This is a genomic window from Mycobacterium sp. NGS58 (genome assembly GCF_059812385.1).
The window spans coordinates 6,150-31,427 of record NZ_JCALCO010000015.1 but is presented as its reverse complement, the minus strand read 5'-3'; the positions used below and the strand labels follow the sequence as shown (position 1 = coordinate 31,427).

Here is a 25,278-nt window from a genome sequence, read left to right as displayed (position 1 = left end):
TGGAATCGCCCAGACGGCCGCTGTGACGCGCGTCAGCTCGCGGGTTGCCCGCCTGCGGGGTAAATCGTTAAATTCTGGCCTTCACCAGGTCGCGGGCGGACTGGCGACGCAGTCGAACGGAAAGATCACCATCGGAAGCGGATCTCTGCCTCCGGCGATCCGGCGGTCGTTCGAATCGGTTGCACATGCTCATCGAAAGGGCCCGGCGGCCGCATTGTCCGCCCGTGCGGGACCACACGCGTGCGTCCGCCGTGACGAACGAAAATGCCGGTCACGCACCAGGTTTCACGGCCCGGATGGCCGCGCCCGCTTGCGCACCGATCCACCAATCCCCAGAACCTACGCAGGCTCACGTGTGAGCTGCCCGAACATGTTGCACGCGAACGCAGTTCATCACACGCGCGCGGACGGCGTTTAGGCTCCGTCCCAGTGGGTACAGTCGTGGGCGATGTGGGGGTCAGTCCTGAGCTTGGGTGTCCTGGCGGCGCTCAATCCGGTCCGCCTGGGCTTGGCCCTCTTGATGATCTCCCGTCCGCGGCCCGCCCCCAATTTGCTCGCCTACTGGGTCGGCGGCCTCACCGTGTGCATACCCGAGCTGCTCGTGCCGCTGATGCTGCTCAGCTTCACGTCCCTATTCGGCTCATTCGGCCACGGCTCGGGCAACCACGCGGGCAGCTCCGCCCTCCCGCGAATTCAAATCGGCCTGGGCGTACTCGGGCTAACACTCGCGGCGGTGATGGCCGTGCGCTTCTCGACGCGCCAGCGCGCCGAGGCGCGAGCATCGAGCAATGGGGACTCGGCACTCGCAACGGCCCCGGATACGCCGGTCGCAGTGCCACGATTCCTCAGTCGCGGCCGGGACGTTTCCTCGGGCGACCGTTCCCGGATCCGGCGCCTGCTTCACCGCGCCCATTGCGCGTGGGAAAAAGGATCGTTGTGGATTGCGTGGGTGATCGGGTTGGCATCGGTGCCGGTCGATGGCGTTTTCTTCATTCTCGCGATCATCGTGGCCTCCAGGGCCCCGCTCGCCACCCAGGTCGGCGCCTCGATCGTCTTTTTCCTCTTGATGTATTCCGTCGTCGAGATGATCTTGGTGGGTTATGTCGCCGCGCCGGCCCGGACCGAGGCCCTACTGCGGCAGCTGCATGGCTGGGTGCGCACCTACCATCGGCAGATCCTCGTGACCGTCTTCACGGTGGTCGGGATCTCGCAGTTGGCCGAGGGCTTCAACATCCTCTGAGCATCGTTCGCCGAACGCGCCTGCGCCGGCACATCGCCGAAGTCGAAATCACCGCTGCCCCACCGCTGAAGGTCCGACCGCCCTCATCAATCGGCACCACCATCTCGCCGCGAGAGGTCCAGGTCGAGCAGGCGCTTGAGTTGCTTGCCGTACATCCCGGTCGATTCGGTAGTCAGCATCTCGTTGTGGGTGCAGTCGACGTCGTACACGGTGATGTCTCCCGTCACGTAGGGCCGCCAGCTTTGCAGAAGGCGCGCACCGCGCTCGCTGTCGTCTCGCGTAGCGGAAAAGACCGTCATGTCGCCGTCGAGGACGCCGGGTTCGTGAGCCCGATAGAATGCGAGGTTCGTGTTCAGGTTGTGCACAAGCAGATTCAGCAGATCTTTGTGCCGGGATAGCTCAATGGATTCGTGTTGGCGGATCAGATCTTCGATTTGCTCGTAAGTCAGGGACTCACCCGGTTCGGGCGTGGTGACCCCGTAGAACTCGAGGATTTCTTTCACGATCTGGGCTTCGTCCAGGGCGTAGTCGTGCAGGGCCATGCTGCTGTCGATGATCGGCTGCGCGTCGAGAAGGAACAGGTTTGTGACGCGCCCGCGTCGCCGGAGCTCGACGGCAATTTCGTGAGCGATCACCCCCCCGTAGGACCAGCCGAGGAGGTTGTATGGCCCGTCGGCATGAACGCCTTGGATCCGGTCGGCGTAGTTCTCGGCCATCTCTCGAATCGACTGAGGTGCTGGCTCTTCGCCCTGCGGAATCTGCTGAATTCCGACTATCGGGCAGTCCAAGTGGTTGCCGAGGACCTGATACGGCCAGCTCACCCCGCCCGCCGGATGAACGCAGAACAGCGGGGTGCCGCTACCGGCTTTCAGGTGCTGGACGGGAACCACTTCCTGGGTGGAGGCCGAGTGCGTCTGCAACCGGCGACTCAGAGCGCCCACCGTTGGCGCGTCGAACAATGCGGGTACCGCAAGATCGGCGTCCAGGCCGGCATTGACCGCGGCTACCACCCGCATCGCCGAAATGCTGTCGCCGCCGAGGTCGAAGAACGAGTCGTCGACCCCGACGCGGTCGATTCCGAGGACCTCCGCGTAGATCCTGGCCAGGGTCTCCTCGGTGGGCGTGCTCGGGGCGCGATACTGGCCGGCGGGATGCCCGGGTGCCGGCAGGCTGCGAACGTCGATTTTGCCGTTGAGCGTCAACGGCATCTCCTCCAGTTCCACCAGCGTCGGGACCATGTAGCCCGGGAGCCGTTGGGTCAGCGCGACGCGCGCCTCAGCCAGGTCAACGGTGCCGGTGACATACCCCACCAAACGCTTGTCACCCGGTCGGTCCTCCCGGGCGACCACCACCGCCTGCGCCACTCCGTCGAGCGCAGACAACGCCGCCTGGATCTCGGTCAGTTCGATGCGGTAACCGCGGATCTTGACCTGCTCGTCGGCACGACCCACATAGTCAAGCTGACCGTCGGCACGCCACCGCACCAGATCGCCGGTTCGATACATCCGCGCACCCGGCGCTCCGAACGGGCAGGCCACAAACCGCGAGGAGGTCAGGCCTGGCCTGCTCACATAACCGCACGCCACACCCCAGCCGGCCACATACAACTCACCGACCACCCCCGCCGGCACCGAGCGCAACCAGCCGTCCAGCACAAACAGTGCCGCGCCGGGGACCGGAGATCCGATGGGCACCGCATCTGAGCCGGGTGTCAACGGCGCAGTCATCGCCGCGTACACCGTGGTCTCGGTGGGACCGTAGGCGTTGATCATCGCCCGGCCCGGCGCCCACTGGTCCACCAGCTCGGCCGGGCAGGGCTCACCGCCGACCAGCAACGCCGTCGACTCCAAGCCTTCGGGCGACAGCGCCCCCACCGCCGACGGCGTCTGGGTCAACACGGTTACCCGCTGCGCCACCAGCAAGGCGTGGAAGTCGCCCGGCGAAGCGGTCACCTCTTCGGGCACCACCACCAGCCGCTCTCCGTGCAACAGCGCGCCCCAGATCTCCCAGACCGAGAAGTCGAAGGCGTAGGAGTGACATTGCGTCCACACTTGTCCGGCGGGCAGGCCGGCGCCGAGGGAGTCGAGCAGTTGGGCCACGTTCTGGTGCGTGATCGCCACTCCCTTGGGCGTACCCGTGGTACCCGAGGTGTAGATGATGTGCGCGATGTCGTCGGGGGCCGGCACCGGCGGTGCGATGTCGGGGCGGCTGTCGATAGCCGGGTCATTGGCGTCGATGACCAGCAGGTCATGCCCGTCGAATCGGTCGGCCAGACCTGCGGTGGTGACCGCGGCGATCGGCGCGGCATCGGCGACCATGAACCCGATCCGCGCCGTCGGCAACGCCGGGTCGATCGGCAGATACGCCGCCCCCGTCTTGAGCACGCCCAAGATCGCCACGATCGCGTCAGCCGACCGCCGGAACAACACCGCGACGCATCTGCCCGGGCCCGCGCCCCGAGCGGCCAGCAACTGCGCCAATTTATTGGCGGCCGCATCCAGCTCGCGGTAAGTCCATGTGCGCTCACCGCACACCAGCGCTACGGCCTCCGGTGAGCGCGCCACCTGCGCGGCGAACAACGCCGGAACCGACACCGGCTCGGGCGCGGACCGGGTCACAGCCGCCTGGTTGCCGAGTTCCTTCAAGCGGGCATCGCCATCGCTACCCAGCAAATCGATCGCCGAGAGCCGCCGGTTGGGTTCGGCGGCCATCGCCACCAGCACCCACTGCAACCGGTCGATCAGCGTTTCGATATCGGAGCGATCGAACACGCCGGTGTCGAATTCGACGCGGAGGCCGAGTTCGCTGCCGGGCAAGACCTGGACCGTCAGCGGGTAGTGGGTGGATTCGTGGCGGGCGATATCGCCGATTGCCAGTTCTTGGTCGGCGGCCAATGCGGCGGCATCCACCGGGTAGTTCTCATAGGCGAACAGCGTGTCGAACAGCTGCTCGTGACCGGTGATGCGGTGGATCTCGCTGAGCGCGAGGTGCTGGTGGTCGAGCGTGTGATTGTTCGTGCTCTGCAATTGCTCGAGCAGCTCGATCGCCGTGGTCGCGGGCGTCATGCGCGCCCGCACCGGCACGGTGTTGATCAAGAGTCCCACCATCGACTCGGCTCCGACCAGATCGGCCGGCCTACCGGAAACGGTGGTGCCGAATGCCACATCCTGCTGGCCGGTCAGCCAGCACAGCAACTGGGCGTAGGCACCCTGTAACACCGTATTGACGGTGGTCTGACATGAACGGGCCAAATCCCCGACGGCCCCGGTGATCTCGGCGGGCAGCGCAAAGGATGCCACACCTCGATCACCCGACAGCCGGTGCCCGGAGCTGACCAAAGCGGGTGCGTCGAAGCCGTCGAAGGCCGTCCGCCACGCCGCGTGGGCGGCACCCAGGTCACGCTCGGCCAGCCAGGTCACGAACCTGCGGTAGGAGCCGGCCGCCCCCAGCGGCTGGCCGTAATAACTGCTGAAGATCTCCCCCATCAAGATCGGCAATGACCAGCCGTCGACGACGATGTGGTGATTCGTCAGCACAAACCGGTACCGATCGGCACTGATGCGCACCAATGCCACCCGGAAGGCCGGCTCGCCGTTCAGCTCACACACCGAAGCACGCTCGGCGGCGCACACTTGCTCGATCTGCCGGTCAACCTCGGCATCGCCGGACCCGGTGAGGTAGACGTAGCGCCACGGCGGCCCGGGGTCGGCCGGAATGACCTGCACCGGCTCGTCGAATTGTGGACAGAAGCGGGCTACGAGGTGTGGATGCCGCTTGACCACCGTGTGCACCGCATCGCGCAGGCGGTACGGGTCAAGGGCGCCGGTCACCGCGATGTTCAGCTGCACGGCGTACAGGTCGTCGACGCTGACCCCAGCGGTGCGGGCATGAAAGAGCAGCCCCTGCTGCAGGGGGGTCAACGGCAATATGTCGGCGATCGCCTGCTGCCGCGCCAGCTCGTCGATCTGGTGCTGACTCAGCCGGGCGGGAGCGATATCCGACGGGGTCAACCCGCCCCCACCGCGTCGCACATGCGCGCAGATGCCGGCCAGGGCGTCGAACCACAACCGGCTCAACCGGGCGATCTGGCCTTCGTCCATTGCCGACGGCGCCCAGGTCCAGTTGGCTTGCAGGCGCGACCCGTTCTCGGTGTCGATGGTGCCGGCGTTGAGATCCACGGTGTGCATGAGCGGCATCGGTATAGCCGTGGCCGCCTCGGTGACCCACAGGCCGTCCGGGCTGATCCCCCAACCGTCACCGGAGAGGTCGGCCGGGCCGCCCATGCGCCCGAAGTAGTTGAATCCGATCGGCGGGTCGGAGCCTTCCACGTCGACCTGAGTGCTCAGGTAGCGCAGCAATCCGTACGTGAGGCCGTCGGGGAGGGCACGAAGCTGCTCTTTGGCGTCCTTGATCACCGCCCCGAGCTCCGCGTCGCCTGCGATCACCTGCGTCCAGGACAGCCCGCCGACGGTCAACGCCACGGGGTATTTCGTGGTGAACCATCCCACCCCCCGCGACAGGTCCACACCGTAGGCCAGTTCCTCGTGGCGCCCATGACCCTCGACGTCGATCGCAATCGGGTCGCCGCCGGTGCCCAAGAATTCCGTCATGGCCAAGGCGAAGGAGATCAACAGAATCTCGTGTATGCCCGCGTGGAAAGCCGCGGGAACCTCACCGAGGAGCATCCGAGTCGTCTCGGCGTCGTCCAGCGACATCGACAGGCGCCCGGCGGTCTCATAGGTATCGGCGGGCTGCACCGCCGGCAGCGCCGCAGGCGTCGCCGCGACGTGCTGCCACATTTGCGCCGTGTCAACGACTTTCGGGGTGCGGGCATGCTCGTCGAGAAGCTCCGCCCAGCGGGCAAAGGACGTCCCGGTCACCGGAAGGACGATCAATTGTCCGGCACGGTGCTGGGCCCAGGCGATGTTGAGGTCCTCCAACACAATTCGCCACGACACCCCGTCGACGGCCAGATGGTGAATCATCAATACCAGCTGGCCCGTCGAGGCGGCCCATAAGGCGCTGAGCATCCGGCCATCGGCCGGGTTCAGCCGCGCCCGGGCCCGTATCACGGCCTCCTCGGAGAGGACCTCTACCGACTGCAGGCAAGAACCGGCATCCACCGAACCGGCCTCGGGCACCCGCATCGACCACCCGCGCGCGCCATCGTCCTGGACGCGCAACCGCAGCATGGCATGCCGATCCAGCAGCGCTTGCACCAACGCCACCACGTCCGCCTCGGTCACCCCTACCGGAGCCTGCACCACCACCGTCTGATTGAACTGATCGACCGGCCCCTCCACCTCGGCCAGCCACCGCATGATCGGCGTCGCCACCACCGGCCCGACGCCCTCATCGACCGGACCATCACCACCGTCGGCCACCCCCGCCACCCGGGCCAACCGGGCCACCGTCTGCTCGACGAAAATGTCACGCGGCTTACACACCAACCCGGCCGCCCGCGCCCGCGCCACCACCTGCATCGACGAAATGCTGTCGCCGCCAAGCTCAAAGAACGAGTCATCCACCCCGACCCGCTCCAGCCCCAACACCTCGGCATAGATCCCGGCAAGGATCTCCTCCACCGCATCACCCGGCGCCCGATAACGATCCCCATCGCCGTAATCCGGCGCCGGCAACGCGCGAACATCAAGCTTGCCGTTGGCCGTCCGCGGCAGCGCGTCGACGACCACCACCGCGGCGGGCACCATGTAGGCCGGCAGTCGCTCGGCGAGCGCGGCTCGTATCCGGGCCGGATCCGTGGCGCCGATGACGTAGGCCACCAGGCGCTTGTCGCCGGGGCGGTCCTCGCGGGCGATCACCGCCGCCTGCTCCACGCCGTCCAAACCCATCAGAGCCGTCTGGATCTCGCCCAATTCGATGCGATACCCACGGATCTTGACCTGCTCATCGGCACGCCCCAGGTAATCCAGCTGCCCCTCAGCGCGCCAGCGCACCAAATCACCGGTGCGATACATCCGCGCGCCAACGCCACCGAATGGACACGCCACAAACCGCGTCGCCGCCAACCCCGGCCGGCGCATGTAGCCCACCGCGACCCCATCGCCGGCCACGTACAACTCACCCACCACACCGGCGGGCACCCGACGCAACGAGCCGTCCAACACGAACAACGCCGCCCCCGGCACCGGCGACCCGATCGACGGCGCCCCCGACCCCGCAGTCAACGGCGGGCTGACCGACGCGCACATCGTTGTCTCGGTGGGGCCGTAGCCGTTGAGCATCACCCGCCCGGGCGCCGCCCACCGATCGACCACCTCGGCCGGGCAAGCCTCCCCGGCGACCACCAGCGCCGTCGACTCCAAACCATCCGGTGACAGCATGGCCACCGCCGACGGGGTCTGGGCGAGCACGCGGACCTGCTCCGCAACCAGCAGGGCGTGGAGATCTTCCGGCGAGCCGGCCACCGACTCGGGCACGATCACGACCCGGCCGCCGCCCAGCAACGGAACCCAGATCTCCCACAACGAGAAATCGAAGGCATAGGAGTGGCATTGCGCAAACGCCTGTCCCGCCGGGGTGTAGGCGTCCAGTGAGGCCATCATCTGGGCCATGCTGGCCTGGGTGACCGCGACTCCCTTGGGCACACCGGTGGTGCCAGAGGTGTAGATGAGGTAAGCGATGTCCTGCGGGTCGGGCGTCGGCAGCCCGATGCTCGGCTGGTCGGTCACAACCGGGTCGTGGACGTCGATGACCGTCAGGCCATGGCCCTGCAGCCGCCCGACCCGATCGGAGGTGGTGACCGCGGCGATCGGCCGGGCGTCGCCGAGCGTGAACTCGATCCGCGCCGCCGGCGCCCCCGGGTCGATCGGCAGATACGCCGCTCCCGTCTTGAGCACCGCCAGCATCGCCACGATCGCCTCGGCGGAACGGGAAAACAGCAGCACCACACACTCACCGGGGCGCGCACCATGGCCGGCCAGCAAGTGCGCCAACCGATTGGCCGCCTCGTCGAGCTCCCGGTAGGTCAGTGACACGCTGTCGGATACCAGCGCCACGGCATCCGGTGTGCGGGCCAGCTGCGCACCGAACGCCGCCGGCATCGACACCGGAGCGGCCCCCGGGCCGGCCAGCGCGGCCCGGTTACCGACCTCGTCAAGCCAGTCGCGCTCCGGGTCGTCGAGCAGGTCGATCGACGACAGCGGCCGGGTCGGATCGGCGGTGATCGCCGCCAGCACCCTCTCCAGCCGGCGCACTAACGCCTCGATGGTGTCCGCGTCGAAGACGTCGGTGCGGAATTCCACCGCCCCGCCGATCCCCGCGGGCGCCCCGTCCTGACCGAAACGTTCGGCCAGCGAAAAGGTCAGGTCCATGCGGGCGGCCTGGGTGTCCACCGGCAACGGCGTCACCCGCAGATCGCCCAAGACCAAACCGTCGGCCGCATTCTCGTAGCCGGGCAGGTTCTGCCACGCCAACACCACCTGGACCAGCGGATGATGGCTCAGGTTTCGCGTCGGGTTGAGCCGCTCCACGAGCGCTTCGAAAGGCACGTGCTGGTTCTCGAACGCCTCCAGACTGCGTGCCCGAACCTGGGCCAATATCTCCGTGGCGGTCGGATCCCCGCTGAGCTGCACTCGCAGGATCAAGGTGTTGATGAAAAAGCCAACCAAGTCGTCCAGGGCGGGATCGGTACGACCGGCGGCCGCGAACCCCACTGCCACGTCGGGGCTGGCGCTGAGTTTCGAGAGCAACACCGCAAGCGCGGCCTGGACCACCATGAAGCTGGTCGTGTTGTGCTCCGCGGCCAGCTGACGTACCCGTTGCTGCAGCTCGACGGGCCACTCGACGATCACACTGGCACCGCGCTGATCGGCGACCAGCGGGTACGGCCGATCGGTAGGCAGCTGCAGGCGCTCTGGCATCCCGGCCAGCGCCTCCTCCCAGTAGGCCAGCTGCGCCGCGATACGGCTGTCGCTGTCCTCGAGGTCGCCGAATTGGGCACGCTGCCACAGCGTGTAGTCGACGTACTGGGCGGCCAGTGGCACCCAGTCCGGAGCCTGCCCCGCACACCGGCTGGCGTAGGCCATACCCAGGTCACGCGTCAGCGGCGTCATCGACCAGCCATCGGCGGCGATGTGGTGCACCACGATCACCATCAGATGCTCATCGGAGGCGACCCGGAACAACCGCGCCCGGAAGGGGATGTCGTTAGCCAGATCAAACGGCTGTAGCGCTGTCTCGCTGATGGCCTCTTCCAGCCGACCGGCCGGCCAGGCGCTCGCGTCGATGACCTGCCATCCGAATTCGGCCCGTTCGGGCGCCTGCACGAGTTGTTGCGGAATCCCCTCCGGCGCCGGGAACAGCGTGCGCAGGCTCTCGTGGCGACGGACGACGTCAACCAGTGCCGCACCCAGTACCTCGGGGTCTAGGCCCCCGCTCAGCCGTAACGCGGCTGCCATGTTGTAGATCGGTGACGGGCCCTGCAGCTGATCGAGGAACCACATCCGGTTCTGGGCAAACGACAACGGCACCACCGCGGGCCGCTCACCCGCCACCAATGGCTCCAGCCCGCCTCCGTCGGTTCCGATACGGGCCGACAACTGCGCCACGGTGGGTGCTTCAAACAAGATGCGCACCCCGAGCCCGGCATCCAGGCTGGCGTTGACGGCGGCGATGACCCGCATCGCTGACAGCGAATCGCCGCCCAGGTCGAAGAACGAGTCATCGATGCCCACGCGCTCGAGTTCGAGGACTTGGGCGTAGATGCCGGCAAGGATCTCCTGGGTGGGAGTTTGGGGAGCGGAGTACTCACCGGCGGTGTACTCCGGAGCCGGCAAGGCCCGGACGTCGAGCTTGCCGTTGGACGTCAACGGCAGCGCGTCCAGGGCGATGACCGCCGTCGGCACCATGTAAGCCGGCAGCCGCTCGGCCAGCGCGGCACGCGCCTGGACCGGCTCGGCGGTCCCGGTGACATAACCCACCAATCGCGTGTTGCCGGGGCGGTCCTCGCGCGCGACGACGACCGCCTGCTGCACACCGTCGAGTGCGGCCACCGCCGCCTGAACTTCACCGACCTCGATGCGGTACCCGCGGATCTTGACCTGCTCATCGGCGCGCCCCATATACCGCAGTTGCCCGTCGGCGCCCCAGCACACCAAATCGCCGGTGCGGTACATGCGTGTGCCCGCACCTCCGAATGGACACGCCACAAATCGCGAGGCCGTCAAAGCCGAACGGCCCAGGTAGCCGGCCGCCACCCCGGCACCGGCCACGAACAGCTCCCCGACGACCCCGGACGGCACCGGTCGCAACCAACCGTCCAGCACAAACAGCGCCGCTCCGGAAACCGGCGAACCGATCGGCACCGCCCCGGCTCCGGGCGTCAGCGGCGCGCTGATCGCCACGCACATCGTGGTCTCGGTCGGCCCGTAGGCGTTCACCATCACCCGCCCCGGCGCCCACCGTTCCACCACCTCCGGCGGGCAAGCCTCGCCGGCCATCACCAGGGCCACCGACTCCAAGCCCTGCGGCGACAACACGGACACCGCCGACGGCGTCTCGGTCAACACGCTGACCCGCTCGCCAACCAGCACGTCGTGCAACGCTTCTGGCGCACGTGCCACAGACTCGGGCACCACCACCAGTCGCCCGCCACGCAACAGCGCGCCGAAGATCTCCCACACCGAAACGTCGAACGCCAACGAATGACTGTGCGCCCACACCCCCGCCGGCGGCAGGCCCGCGTTCAACGAACCCAACAGGTCGGTCACGCCGCGGTGGGTGACCGCGACGCCCTTGGGCACCCCGGTGGTGCCGGAGGTGTAGATCAGGTACGCGATATCCCCCGGCGCCGGCGCGGGCAGGTCGGTGCCGGATCGTTCGTCGGCAACGGCGTCGTGGAGGTCGATGACCGGCAGGTCGTGGCCCTCCAGCCGCGACCGCAGGTCTGCGGTGGTGATGGCGGCTATCGGCCGGGCATCGCCGAGCATGAATCCGATCCGCGCGGTCGGCAATGCCGGGTCGATCGGCAGGTAAGCCGCCCCCGTCTTGAGCACCGCCAGAATCGCCACGACCGCCTCGCCCGAACGCTCCGCGAGCAGGGCTACGTACCCGCCGGGGCGTACCCCTGCACCGGCCAGCCGGTGCGCCAACCGGTTAGCCGCCGCATCGAGCGCGCGGTAGCTCCACGTCGCCCCGCCGCAACTGATCGCCACCGCGTCCGGTGCGCGCATCACCTGCGCCTCGAACAGCTCCGGAATCGAGGCCGCCGCGGTCGCCGGCCGGGCCAATACCGCCTGGTTGGCGCGCTCGTCAAGCCACGCGCGCTCGCGCTCGTCGAGCAGATCCACCGACGACAACCGTCGTGTCGGGTCGGCGGTCATCGCCGTCAACACGCGCTCCAACCGCCCAACCAACGCGACGATGCTGTCCGCATCGAAGACGTCGGTCCGAAACTCCACCGTTCCGCCGATGCCGGCGGGCTCACCGCTCTGGGTCCAGCGTTCGGCCAGTGAGAACTCCAGATCCATGCGGGCCGTCTGGTTGTTCACCGGCAGCGGCGTGACGCGCAGGTTGTCCAGGACCAGCCCGGCGGCGGGGTCAGCGCTGACGCCTGGCAGGTTCTGCCAGGCCAGCATCACCTGGATGAGTGGGTGATGCGTCATGCTCCGGGTGGGGTTGAGCCGCTCCACCAGCACCTCGAAGGGCACGTCTTGGTGCTCGTAGGCGGTCAGGCTGCGCCGCCGGATCTGTGCCAGCAGGTCGGCGAAGCTGGGGGCACCGGCCACATCGACGCGAAGCACCAGGGTGTTGACGAAGAAGCCCACCAGCTCGTCCAGGGCCGGATCGGGCCGCCCGGCGATCGGGAAGCCCACGGCCACATCGCTGCTGGCGCTGATCTTGGACAGCAGCACCGCCAGGGCGGCTTGCACCACCATGAAACTGGTCGCGTTGTGCTCGCGAGCGACACTTTCCAGCCGCTGCTGCAGTTCGGCCGGCCACTCGACCGGCACACTGGCGCCGCGCTGGTCGGCCACCGGCGGGTAGGGCCGATCGGTGGGCAGATCCAGGCGCTCGGGCAGCCCGGCGAGAGCATCTTGCCAGTAGTCCAGCTGCGCGGCGATGCGGCTGGCGCTGTCGTCCAGGGCCCCGAGCTGCTCGCGTTGCCACAGCGTGTAGTCGGCGTACTGCACCGCCAACGGCGCCCACCCGGGGGCGTGCCCCGCGGACCGGCTGGCGTAAGCCACGCCCAGATCGCGCACCAGCGGCGTCAGTGACCAGCCGTCGGCGGCGATGTGATGCACGACGGTCACCAGCACGTGTTCGTCATCGGCCACCCGGAAAAGGCATGCGCGCATGGGGATTTGGGCGTCAAGGTCGAACCGGTGACGTGTCACGGCCGCGACGGCCTCGACCAGCCGGCCGTCCGGCCATCCGCTGGCATCAACGACCTGCCAGCCGAAGTCCGCCCGCTCGATCGGGACGACGACCTGTTGCGGCACGCCCTCGACCACCGGGAACATCGTGCGCAGGCTCTCGTGGCGCCCCACCACATCGGCCAGCGCCACGCCCAGCGCGGCGGTATCAAGCTGGCCGTCCAGCCGCAGCGCCGCGGCGATGTTGTACATCGGTGACGGGCCCTGGAACTGGTCGAGGAACCACAAGCGACTCTGGCCGAAGGACAACGGCACCACCGCCGGCCGTGCGGCCGCCACCAAGGGCGCAGCCCTGTCCGCGTCCCCGCCGATCCGCGGTGCCAGCTGGGCGATGGTGGGCGCCTCGAACAAGGTGCGCACCGGAAGGCCTGCGTCCAGGCTGGCGTTCACCGCGGCGATGACCCGCATCGCTGACAGCGAGTCACCGCCCAGGTCGAAGAACGAGTCGTCGACCCCGACGCGCTCGAATCCGAGGACGTGCGCGTAGATACCGGCCAGGATTTCTTCGACCGCGTCACCCGGGGCGCGATATCCGCCCGCGCTGTAGTCGGGCGCCGGTAGGGCGCGGGTGTCGAGTTTGCCGTTGGGGGTGATCGGCAGCGCCTCGAGCACCACCACCGCCGCCGGCACCATGTAGGACGGCAGCCGCTCGCCCAGCACGCTGCGCGCCGCGGCCGGGTCGACGCTGCCGGTCACATAACCGACCAGGCGCTTGTCGCCGGGGCGGTCCTCGCGGGCGATCACCGCCGCCTGTTGCACCCCGTCCAGCGCGGCCAGAGCCGAGCGCACTTCCCCGAGTTCGATGCGATACCCGCGGATCTTGACCTGCTCGTCGACGCGCCCGAAGTATCGCAGCTGCCCGTCGGCGCCCCAGCACACCAAGTCGCCGGTGCGGTACATGCGTGTTCCCACGCCTCCGAACGGACACGCCACAAAGCGCGTGGCGGTCAGATCGGCTCGGCGCCAATACCCGAACCCGACGCCGCGGCCCGCCAAGTACAGCTCGCCGACCACCCCGCCGGCCACCGGACGCAGCCATGCGTCCAGCACAAAAAACGCCGCACCGGCCACCGGCGACCCAATCGGAGGGGCCCCCGACCCCGCCTGCAACGGCGTGCTCTTCGACAACCACATGGTCGTCTCGGTCGGGCCGTAGACGTTGACCATGACCCGCCCCGGCGCCCACCGATCCACCAGCTCGGGCGGACAGGGCTCGGCACCGATGACCAACGACGTCGACGGCAGACCCTCCGGTGACAGCATCGCCACCGCAGACGGGGTCTGGGTAAGGACGCTGACCTGCTCGCCGACCAGTAGCGCGTGGAACTCCTCGGCGGAGCGCGCCACCACGTCGGGCACGACTACCAGGCGTCCGCCGTGCAGCAGGGCACCCCAGATCTCCCACACCGAGAAGTCGAAGGCATAGGAGTGGAACTGTGTCCACACCTGCCCCGGTGCCTTCAGGTCCACCCCGATTTGTAGTCCGTCGAACAACTGGGCAACGTTGTGTTGCGCGACCGCCACCCCTTTGGGCACCCCGGTAGTGCCGGAGGTGTAGATGATGTGGGCGGTCTCATCGGGGTGAGGTGCCGGCGGCGCGGTGCTGGGCGCGGCGTCGACAGCGTGGTTGCTGGCATCGATGACCATCAGGCCGAACCCGTTCAGCCGCTCGGCCAAATCACCGGTGGTGATCGCGGCGACAGGGGCGGCGTCGCCGACCATGAACTCGATCCGTGCTGTCGGCAACGCCGGGTCGATGGGCAGATAGGCGGCCCCGGTTTTGAGCACCGCCAAAATGGCGACGATCGCCTCGGCCGACCGCGGAAAGAGCAGGACCACCGACTGTCCGGGACCCACACCACGGTCAATCAGCAAGTGCGCCAACCGGTTACCGGCCTCGTCTAGCTGCCGGTAAGTCCATGAGTCCGCATCGCACACCAGCGCCACCGCATCCGGCGTCCGCGCCACCTGCTCGGCGAACAACGCCGGGATCGAGGATTTGCGCCCTGGCCGGGCCAGCACCGCGCGATTACCCCAGCGATCGAAGCGGGCGTGCTCGGCCTCGGTGACCACATCCACCGACGCCAACGATCGGCCCGGATCGGCGGTCATCGCCGCCAACACCATCCGGAATCGTTCGATGAGGGCCTCGACGCCGGCCGCGTCGAACACATCGGTGCGGAATTCCACTACCCCGCCGATCCCGGCGGGCGCACCATCGTCGTCCCAACGTTCGGCCAACGAGAAGGTGAGGTCCATCCGGGCGGTCTGGGTGTCCACCGCCAACGGCGTGACCTCCAGGTCTCCCAAGGTCAACCCCGCGGCGTTGGTGTCCTGCCAGGCGAAGTTCTGCCAGCCCAACAGCACCTGCACCAACGGGTGATGGGTCAGGCTGCGGGTCGGGTTGAGCCGCTCGACAAGCAGCTCGAAGGGAACGTCCTGATGCTCGTAGGCGGCCAGACTGCGCCGTCGCACCTGCGCCAGCAACTCGGCCACGGTGGGATTTCCGGCCAGGTCGACGCGCAGCACCAAGGTGTTGACGAAGAAGCCCACCAGGTCATCGAGCGCGGGGTCGCGGCGCCCCGCGATCGGGAATCCCACCGCCACGTCGCTGCTGCCGCTGATCTTGGACAGCAGCGCGGCAAAAGCGGCCTGGACCACCATGAAGCTGGTGGCGCTGTGTTCGCGGGCCATCCGATGAACCTGTTGCTGAAGCTCGGCCGGCCAGTCCACCCGCACCTGGGCACCGCGCTGATCGGCCACCATCGGGTAGGGCCGATCGGCGGGCAACTCGAGGCGCTCCGGCATGCCCGCCAGCGCATCCTGCCAATACGCCAGCTGCGCGGCGATGGGGCTCTGGCTGTCGTCAAGGTCGCCTAGCTGATGCCGCTGCCACAGCGTGTAATCGGCATACTGAACCGCCAACGGCGCCCACCCGGGTGTCTGCCCGGCGCACCGGCTGGCATACGCCATGCCCAGATCGCGCACCAGCGGGGTGATCGACCAGCCGTCGGCGGCGATGTGGTGCACCGCGGCCGTCAGCACGTGTTCGGAGCTGCTGATACGGAACAGCCGGGCTTGCAACGGGATCTCGTTCGCCAGGTCAAAGGCGTGACGAGCCACGGCCTGCATCGCCTCGCTCAGTCGGTCTTCCGGCCAGCCGCCGGCATCGACGACCTCCCACCCGAAGTCCGCTTCCTCGGCGGGGAGCAGCACCTGCCGAGGCATTCCCTCGACCGCTACGCACAGCGTGCGCAGGCTTTCGTGACGGGCCACCACATCGGCCAGTGCCGCGCCCAGTGCGTCGGCGTCCAGCCACCCGGTCAGCCGCAACGCCATCGTCATGTTGTAGACGGGTGAGGGCCCCTGGAACTGGTCGATGAACCACAACCGGTTCTGGGCGAACGACAGCGGCACCACGTCGGGCCGCTCCGCCGCCACCAACGGCTCCAAGCTCCGCGCATCCCCGCCGATATGGGGTGCCAGTTGAGCGACGGTCGGCGCCTCGAACAGGGTGCGCACCGAAAGATCGGCACCCAGGCTGGTATTGATCGCGGCGATCAGACGCATCGCCGACAGTGAATCGCCGCCCAGGTCGAAGAACGACTCTGAAACCCCGACCCGCTCCAGACCGAGGACCTGGGCGTAAATGCCGGTCAGGATCTCCTCGACCATCCCGCCCGGAGCGTCGTAGAGATCGGCATGCTGATACTCGGGTTCCGGAAGCGCCCTGCGGTCGAGCTTTCCCGAGGAGGTCAACGGGAACTCCTCGAGCACCACGATGTGCGTCGGCACCATGTATTCGGGCAACCAAGCGCTCAACCGTTGACGGATTGCGCCGATCTTGGTGTTGGTGTGGGGTTCGTTGTGCGTGCCGCGCTGGCCGGCACGAGGACCGGGCAGATAGAGGTCCGTCAGGGCCGGGGCCTGCTCACCGTCGACGGCGGCGATGAAGACGGCATCCAGGGTTCCGGGCTGGGCCCCCCACGTGACGGCCGCGTGATAGCCGATGTCTTCACCGAGACGATGCAGATGTTCGGCGGTAGCGGCATCGGGCATGGCTTGGGCGAGAGCGTCAGCCAACGGCAGTCCGGCGGCCAGGCCGCGCTCGATGCGGACGTCGCTGATCACTCCGGTGCGGGGAATTTCGGTGATGCGCACCGTGGCGGGACGCTCGGCGAGCAACCAAGTACGCAGGCCGTGCAGGCCGCCGCAGTCCGTCCACGTCCGGCTGGGTGCCGCGGCCAGTGAACGCACCGATGCGGGGGCTTTGTGGATGACGACGTCGTAGCGGTACCGGTTGAGTTCGTTGTCGGCCAGGCCGCGCTTGACTTGGATCTCGACGCCGCCCACTGACGGGTGATCGGCGGCCAGGGTGCTGAAATACTCTGGCGCCAGGAGCAATTCGGGTTCGCCGAGCACCGCGTGCTTGACGCGTCGGCGGACCTCGGCCGCGTCGATGGAGTCGGCGCGTGCCAACGCGACGGCAGTCTGGAACGCGCCTTGCAGGCTGTGGTTGCGAACGTCGCCGAGGAACAGCGCGCCGCCGGGGGCCAGTAGTTCGATGGCGTTGTCGATGACCTCGGTCAGATAGCCCGCATTGGGGAAGTACTGGACGACCGAGTTCACGATGATGGTGTCGAAGTGACCCCGCGCAAGCATCTCGGTGAGGTGTGCGGGCTGCGTCAGCAGTCGCACCCGATCACGCCACGAGATCTGCAACTGCTCCAGCGAACGGCCGAGATTGTCGACGACCACCGGCGACATGTCGGTGGCGACATACTCTTCGCAGTGCGGAGCGATCTGTGACAACAGCAGCCCGGAGCCGACGCCGATCTCCAAAACCCGCTGGGGCCGCAGGGCTTTGATCCGGTCCACCGTGGCCGAGCGCCACTCGATCATCTCTTCGAGCGGAATCGGTTCACCGGTGAGGCTGCTGTTCCAGCCCCGGAAGTCCATGCCGAAGTCCGGCACCTCGACCTCGGCGCCGTACAGCTCGTCGTAGAGCTGTTGCCACTCTTCAACGATGTCGGCGTCGCCGTCGGAGGTTGTGGTGGTGTGTTTGAGGGTGATGTAGGCGACGAGGTGGTCGCCGATGTCGCTGCGGTGCACGGTGGCGGCGGCTTGGGAAACCTGGGGGCAGGCCAGCAAGGTGTTCTCGATCTCACCCAGTTCGATGCGCTGCCCCCGCAGCTTGATCTGGGCGTCGCCGCGGCCGAGGTATTCCAGGGTCCCGGCGGAGGTCCACCGCACCAGGTCACCGGTGCGGTACAGGCGCGACCCGGGTTCGCCGTAGGGGTTGGCCACGAACCGTTCCGCGGTCAACTCCACCCGGCCGACGTAGCCGTGCGCCAGCGCGGGGCCGCTCAGGTAGAGCTCCCCCAGCACACCGACGGGGGCCGGCGCGAGGAACGCGTTGAGCACCAGCGCGCGCACCCCCGGGATCGGGGCCCCGATGGTGACCGGCTGACCCGCCGACAGAGGCGCACACGTGACCCAGATGGTGGTCTCGCTCGGGCCGTAGCCGTTGAACATCTGCCGACCCGGCGCCCACGCGGACACCACTTCCGGCGGGCAGGCCTCGCCGACGGCGACCAGCGTGCCCAACTCGCCCAGGCGGTCGCGATCCAGCGACCACAACACGGTCGGGGTCAAAATCGCCGCGTTGACCCGCTGGTCCTGCAGCAGTGCGGTCAACGCATCGCCCGCGTACACCTGCGGTGGCGCGACCACCAGCGTCGCCCTCGACGCGACGGCCAATAACAACTCGCCGACCGACGCATCGAAGGTCGGCGTGGCCACCATCAGCACGCGTGCGCCCGCGTCCAGCCCGAATAGATTGTGTTGCGCCGCAGCCCAACCCAGCAGACCGGCGTGGCTGACCGCGACGCCCTTGGGGGTGCCGGTGGAGCCGGAGGTGAAGATCACAAAGGCGGTGTCGTCTGTGCGGAGCGACGCCAGCCGCTCGGTGATCGGATCCGCGCTGCGCCCGGACAGGTCCAGGGTGTCGACGCGCAGCACCGGGCGCGCCCCGGACCCGGCCACGGTGTCGCCGCCACAGGTCAATACGCAGACCGCCGATACCGTGTCCAGCAGCGTCGCGATCCGCTCGACGGGGTGGGCCCGATCCACCGGCACATAGACGCCACCGGCCTTGACCACCGCCCACCAGGCGACGACCAGTTCCAGGCAGCGACCCATGGCCACGCCAACCGCGCGCTCCGGACCGACGCCGGACTCGATCAGCACGCGCGCCAGTCGCGTCGACCATTGGTCGAGCTCGCGATACGAGATGGCCCGGCCGCCGTCGAGCGCCGCCACCGCATCGGGGTCGGCGCTCACCGCCGCGGCCAACAACACCGGGGCCACCCCGACCGGTGCCGCCGCCTGCGCGCCGGACCACCGAGACAACACCAGGTCCTGCTCGCTGCGATCGAGCAGATTCACGGTCGACAGCGGCCGCATGGGATCGGCGGTCATCGCTACCAGTACCCGCTGCAGCCGCTCGATGAGGGCCTCGATCCTGGCCGGGTCGAAGACCTCGGTGTCGTACTCGACGCGCAGGTCGATTTCGCGGCCCGGCAGGGCTTCCATCGTCAACGGATAGTGGTTGTATTCGAGGTTGGTGAACTCCGTGATGGCCAACGCGTCCGCATCGGCGTCGGACGGCACGATGGTGTCGATCGGGTAGTTCTCGTACACGAAGAGCGTGTCGAAAAGCTGTTCGTGGCCCGTGACGCGATGGATGTCGATCAGCGCCAGATGCTGATGCTCGAGCAGATCGTTGTGGGTGGTTTGCAGCTGAGCCAGTAGATCTGCGGTGGTGGTCGTCGCGGCGATTCGCACCCGCACCGGCACGGTGTTGATCAGGAGTCCGACCATCGACTCCGCGCCGGGCACTTCGGACTGGCCCGCGCGCGACCGCGGGGTGCCGAAGGCGACGTCGTGTTGACCGGTCAGTGAGGTGAGGAGCAGCGCCCAGGCGCCCTGCAACACGGTGCTGACGGTGGCGTGGCAGGCGCGCGCCAGCTCGTTGAGGGCCCGCGTGGTCGGCTCGGGCACGCTGGCGGACGCGAAGCCGCGCCGCCCTCGTCCCAGCCGATCCCGAGGGCCGACGAGCGTGGGGGTGTCGAAGCCGGCCAAGGCATCACGCCAGGCGGCGCGGGCGGCGTCAAGGTCGCGATCGGCCAGCCAGATGAGGAAGCTGCGATAGGAAACCGTCGCAGGCAGCGGCTGCTCGTAGTAGCTGGCGAATATCTCCCGCAGCAAGATCGGGAGCGACCAGCCGTCGACCAGAATGTGGTGGAAAGTCAGCACAAACCGGTGCCGGCGCTCCGCAGTGCGAATCAGTGCGGCCCGAAACACCGGCCCACCGGCGAGGTCGCAGACCGCGTCGCGCTCGGTGGCGGATATGTCGCGGATCAAGTCATCCGCGTCGACGTCGCTGCCCTCGGCATCCAGATCCACAAACCGCCACTGGACCGCGGGATCGGCCGGGATGATTTGCACGGGCTCGTCGAACTGCGTGCAGAACCGCGCCACCAAGTGGGGATGCCGGTTGACCACTACGTGCACCGCATTGCGGAGCCGACCGGGGTCAAGGATGCCGCTGAGCGTGAAATCGAGCTGCAGCGCATACATCTCGTCGTCGCTGCCTTGCGCCGTGTTGGAGTGAAAGAGCAGTCCCTGCTGCAGGGGGGTCAGCGGCAGCACGTCGGCGACCCGCTCGTGCCGGCACAGCTCGTCGATCTGCTGCTGGCTGAGACGGGCGGGTGCGATGTCGGAGGGCGTCAGCCCACCCCCGCCGGCCCGCACGTTCGCGCAGATGCCGGCCAGAGCTTCAAACCACAACTGGCTCAACCGGTTAACCGCCGCGCGATCGAGGGCAGAGGGCGCCCACGTCCAATCGGCGTGCAGATACGGTCCGGTGTCGGCGTCGACGGTGCCGGCGTTGAGTTCGACGGTGTGCGCGAGCGGCATGGGCATCGCCCCGGCCGCCCCGGTGAGCGACCAGCCCTCCTGGCCGAACCGCCAACCGTCGCCGGACCTGTCGCCCGCAGGGGCACCGAAACGGCCCAGGTAGTTGAAGCCGATCGCCGGATCCGATCCGCCCAGCTCGACGTCGGGGTTCAGGTAACGGAGCAGGCCGTAGGTCAGCCCGTGCGGCAGGGCCCGCAACTGTTCCTTGGCATCCTTGACCACGGTCCCCAGGGCCACCTCGCCGTTGATCACCTGACCCCAGCGCAGGCCGCCCATCCCCAGCGACACCGGGTATTTGGTGGTGAACCACCCCACCGTGCGCGACAAGTCCACGTCTGCGGCGAACTCCTCGTGGCGCCCATGGCCTTCGACGTCGATGCCGATCGGCGCGCCGCCGGTGCCCAAAAACTCCGCCGCCGCCAGCCCGAACGCGATCAACAAAATCTCGTGCATCCCGGCATGAAACGCCGCGGGCACCTCGCCAAGCAGCATCCGGGTCGTCTCGACATCCAGGTCCAGCGAGAGGCGCCCGGCGGTGGCGTAGGTGTCCAGCTTCGGCTGCACCGCCGGCAGCGCGGGCGGGGTAGCTGCCGGCGACCGCCACGCGTCGGCCAGCGCGGCGATCTGGGGGCTGCGCGCTTTGTTGGCGAGCAGCGACGCCCAACTGACAAACGACGTCCCGGTCACCGGCAGGTCGGCGGGCTGGCCGGCGCGATGCTGAGCCCACGCGATGTTGAGGTCCTCCAACAGGATCCGCCACGAAACCCCGTCGACGGCCAAGTGATGAATGATCACCACCAGCTGGCCGGTGGAGCCAACCCACAGCGCACTCAGCATGACCCCGGCCGCCGGATTCAGTTGCGACCGCGCCCTTATCAGCGCCTCGTCGGAGAGCACGTGCACCGACGACAGACACGCACCCGCATCCGTCGACCCCGCTTCGGGCACATGCAACGACCAGCCCCCGGCGCCGTCGTCGTCTACCCGGAGGCGCAACATCGGGTGCCGATCCAGCAGGGCCTGCAGCAGCACGACCGCGTCCGCCTCGGTCGCCCCGGCGGGCGCCAGCACCACAACCGTCTGGTTGAACTGCTTTACCGGGGCGTCCACTTCTTGCAGCCAGCGCATGATCGGGGTGGCCACCAGCGGCCCGACGCCCTCATCGATCGGGCCGGCCTCGCCGTCGACCACCCCGGCCACCAGGGCGAGCCGGGCCACGGTCTGCTCGACGAAAATGTCGCGCGGGCGGCACAGCAGGCCGGCGGTACGGGCTCGGGCCACCACCTGCATCGACAAAATGCTGTCGCCGCCCAGCTCGAAGAACGAGTCGTCGACGCCGACGCGCTCGAGCCCCAGTACCTCGGCGTAGATATCGGCCAGGATCTCCTCGACGGCGTTGCCCGGCGCGCGGTAGTGCTCGGAGTCCTGATACTTCGGTGCCGGAAGGGCGCGGGTGTCGAGCTTGCCGTTGGGGGTCAACGGCAATGCGTCCAGTGCCACTACCGCCGCGGGAACCATGTGTCCGGGAAGCCGCTCGGCCAGCCCTGCGCGGATTTCGGTCGGGTCGACTGGGCCGGTGACATAACCCACCAGGCGTTTGTCGCCGGGGCGGTCCTCACGCGCGAGCACGACGGCCTGCTGCACTCCGTCCATCCCGGCCAGCGCCGCCTGGACTTCGGCCAGTTCGATGCGGTATCCGCGGATCTTGACCTGCTCGTCGGCGCGCCCGACATACCGCAGCTGCCCATCGGAACCCCAGGACACCAGATCGCCGGTGCGATACATCCGCATCCCGGGCTTGCCGAACGGGCACGCCACAAACCGCGATCCCGTCAGCCCCGCCCGTCGCACATATCCGTACGCGACGCCCCGGCCGGCCACATACAACTCACCGACCACCCCCGCGGGGACCTGGCGCAGCCACCCATCCAGCACAAACAGGGCTGCCCCCGGCACCGCCGAACCGATCGGCGGTGTCCCCGATCTCGCCGCCAGCGGCGCGCTCATCGCCGCGTACACCGTGGTCTCGGTAGGACCGTAGGCGTTGACCATCACCCGGCCCGGCGCCCACCGATCCACCACCTCGGCCGGACACGGCTCACCGCCCACCAGCAACGCCGTCGATTCCAAGCCCTCAGGTGCCAGCATCCCCACCGCTGACGGTGTCTGGGTCAACACGCTGACGTGTTCACCGACCAGCAAGGCATGAAAGTCCTCCGGCGAGCCCGCCACGTCTTCGGGCACCACGACCAGCCGCCCGCCGTGCAGCAGTGCGCCCCAGATCTCCCACACCGAAAAGTCGAACGCGTACGAGTGACACTGCGTCCACACCTGTTTCGGCGGCAGGCCCGCGCTCAGCGAGTCCAGCAGTTGAGCGACGTTGTGCTGGGTGATGGCCACCCCTTTGGGCACCCCGGTGGTGCCCGAGGTGTAGATGATGTGGGCGATGTCATCCGGCGCCGGCGCGGGTAAGCCCGTAGCGGGGTAGTCGAAGACACCGGGGTCGTTGATATCGATGACCCTCAGGCCTTGCCCGGCCAGCCGCTCGGCCAGCCGATCGGTGGTCACCGCGGCGACCGGCTCCGCGTCGCCGAGCATGAACTCCAACCGCGCCGCCGGCACCGCCGGATCAATCGGCAGGTACGCGGCTCCGGTCTTGAGCACCGCCAAAATCGCCACGATCGCCTCGGCCGAGCGCGGCAGCAACAGCGCCACACACGCGCCCGGGCCGACCCCGGCCCCGGCCAGCAGATGCGCCACCCGGTTGGCGGCCTCGTCCAACTCCCGGTAACTCCACGACCGCTCACCGCATACCAGCGCCACCGCCTCCGGGCCCAGCGCCACCTGCGCGCCGAACAACTCCGGCACCGACCTCCCGGCGGAAGCCGGCTCGGTCAACAGCGCACCGTTGCCCCATCGATTCAGGCGGGGCTTCTCGGCGGCGGCCAACACGTCCAGCGACAACAGCGGCCGGGTCGGCAATTCCGCCATCACGGCCAGGATTCGTTGCAACCGGTTTGCCAAATCCGAAACATCGAAATCTGAGAATGGGAGCCCAGCGCCGAGGGTGCTCAGCAGATGCTGATCACCGAATCCGAGGAAGAAGAATCCGAAATTACCGACCGGCCCGAAAGTGGTGTATTCCGCCGTTCCGGGAGTATCGGCGAAGCTCAGGTTGAGCCTGGCCAGAATGTGGTTGATGACCACGCGATTCGCCGCTTGCCGCGGGTCACGAGAATTACCCTCGCCATCTAGAACCTGCACCGGAAAACGCTGATGCCGCAACGTTTCTCGTATCCGAGAATCCACATGTTTACAGAAATCGGCAACCGAAGATTGTGGCGACGTCTTCAGGACGAGGGGCACCACCCCAGCCACCATTCCCGGGAGCAGCTTTGACTCGGGGCGCACGCGCCGACTGACCGGGAAGTCGAGCACCACCTCTTCGGCACCGTTAGCGCAAAACCCGTGCACCAACAGGGCGCACGCCGCGGTCAGGACCGACGATCGGCGGATACCCAACGCTTTGGACAATCCCTTGATTTGCCCGACCACGGCCGGATCCAATTGTACTGGCGCGGAGGGCAAATACGAATTGCGGTCGGAAGTCGCTTGGGGCAACCGGTAATCGGGATCGCCCCCCGAAGGAAGGTTCTCCGCCCAATATGCTTGATCGTCCAGATAGTCGGCGGACTCTTCGTATTGCTGCTCGTCGCCAACCAGTTCCTGCAACGTTCCGAAAAAGGCAGGAGAAACGGTTGCGCCAGACGCCAGTGCGGAATACACGGCCGCAATCCGGCGGCCTATCAGCGAAATGCCCAACCCGTCAATGACTATGTGGTGGAAGCATCCGAACCAGTAGTATTCGTCGATTCCGGTCTGAAATAACGCGAATTTGAACAGTGGACCGGTCAGCGGGAGCGGTGTCTGTTGGATTGATGACGTCTTCTCGCGGGCTTCATGCACGGGATCATGCGAGCCAGTGAGGTTGTAATAGGCCAGCTCGACGTCCGGGTAATCGACTGCCTTTTGGAAGACTTCGCCGTCCATTTGGAAGAAAGTGGCCCGAAGAGTTTCGGCTTCGCCCACCACCTGCCGAATCGCGCGCTCCAAAAGGGCGCGTTCCAAAGTGCCCTCGATTCGCACCAGGACACCCAGCTGCCACTCTGCGTCGAAGTGGCTGGTTTGGTGCGCAAGCCAGATGGCCAGCTGCCCCCGCGTCAGCGGGAGGACACGGTCGGCAACGCCCATGAAATGCTCCAAGGTCAGGTGCTGCGCATGTGTCAAATACCCGGCGCTGCTTCAATTTTCGCGTGACCGCGTACCGTAACTACTACCACACCGCAACACAGAACGGAATTTGTCAATACTCATCGCACGGCGATATGCAGGCGGTTTGCCGCGCCGAGCGAAGGACAATCGGCATCGACATGGCTTAAGCCGACGCGTGCAGATACCCCCGTTGCGCCGAGAAGGTCATCACAGCGCATTCATACAAAGCGTCTTCGTCGTATCAATTCTCCTGCGCTGCTTGACGTCTCGTGCAACCCGCACAGCCTCACTACCCGCACCCGGTGTCGCGAGGGGGGCGAATTCGCCTTGCGGTTGAGGCCGCAAGTGGAGCGCCAGCTTGGGACAGGCGAGTTAGTTCCAAAATACACG

At 67.7% G+C, this 25,278-nt stretch carries 2 protein-coding genes; one reads left to right on the top strand and one right to left on the bottom strand.

Annotated elements, in window-relative coordinates; all coding sequences use genetic code 11:
- The first annotated feature begins 448 nt into the window (after positions 1–448).
- On the top strand, positions 449–1,240 hold the full coding sequence (locus tag AC5Y4H_RS15485; RefSeq protein WP_499983062.1) for a GAP family protein: 792 nt from the start codon (positions 449–451) through the stop codon (positions 1,238–1,240).
- A gap of 86 nt (positions 1,241–1,326) precedes the next feature.
- Here the strand turns inward: AC5Y4H_RS15485 and AC5Y4H_RS15480 are convergent, their stop codons facing one another.
- Positions 1,327–24,867: a non-ribosomal peptide synthase/polyketide synthase gene (locus tag AC5Y4H_RS15480; RefSeq protein WP_499983061.1), complete on the bottom strand. Its 23,541-nt coding sequence runs from the start codon at positions 24,865–24,867 to the stop codon at positions 1,327–1,329.
- Positions 24,868–25,278: the final 411 nt, after the last annotated feature.

Bases quoted from the DNA above. Each gene is read 5' to 3' on its own strand.
- AC5Y4H_RS15485 (WP_499983062.1), top strand. From the start codon at position 449: ATGTGGGGGTCAGTCCTGAGCTTGGGTGTCCTGGCGGCGCTCAATCCG.
- AC5Y4H_RS15480 (WP_499983061.1), bottom strand. From the start codon at position 24,867: ATGGGCGTTGCCGACCGTGTCCTCCCGCTGACGCGGGGGCAGCTGGCC.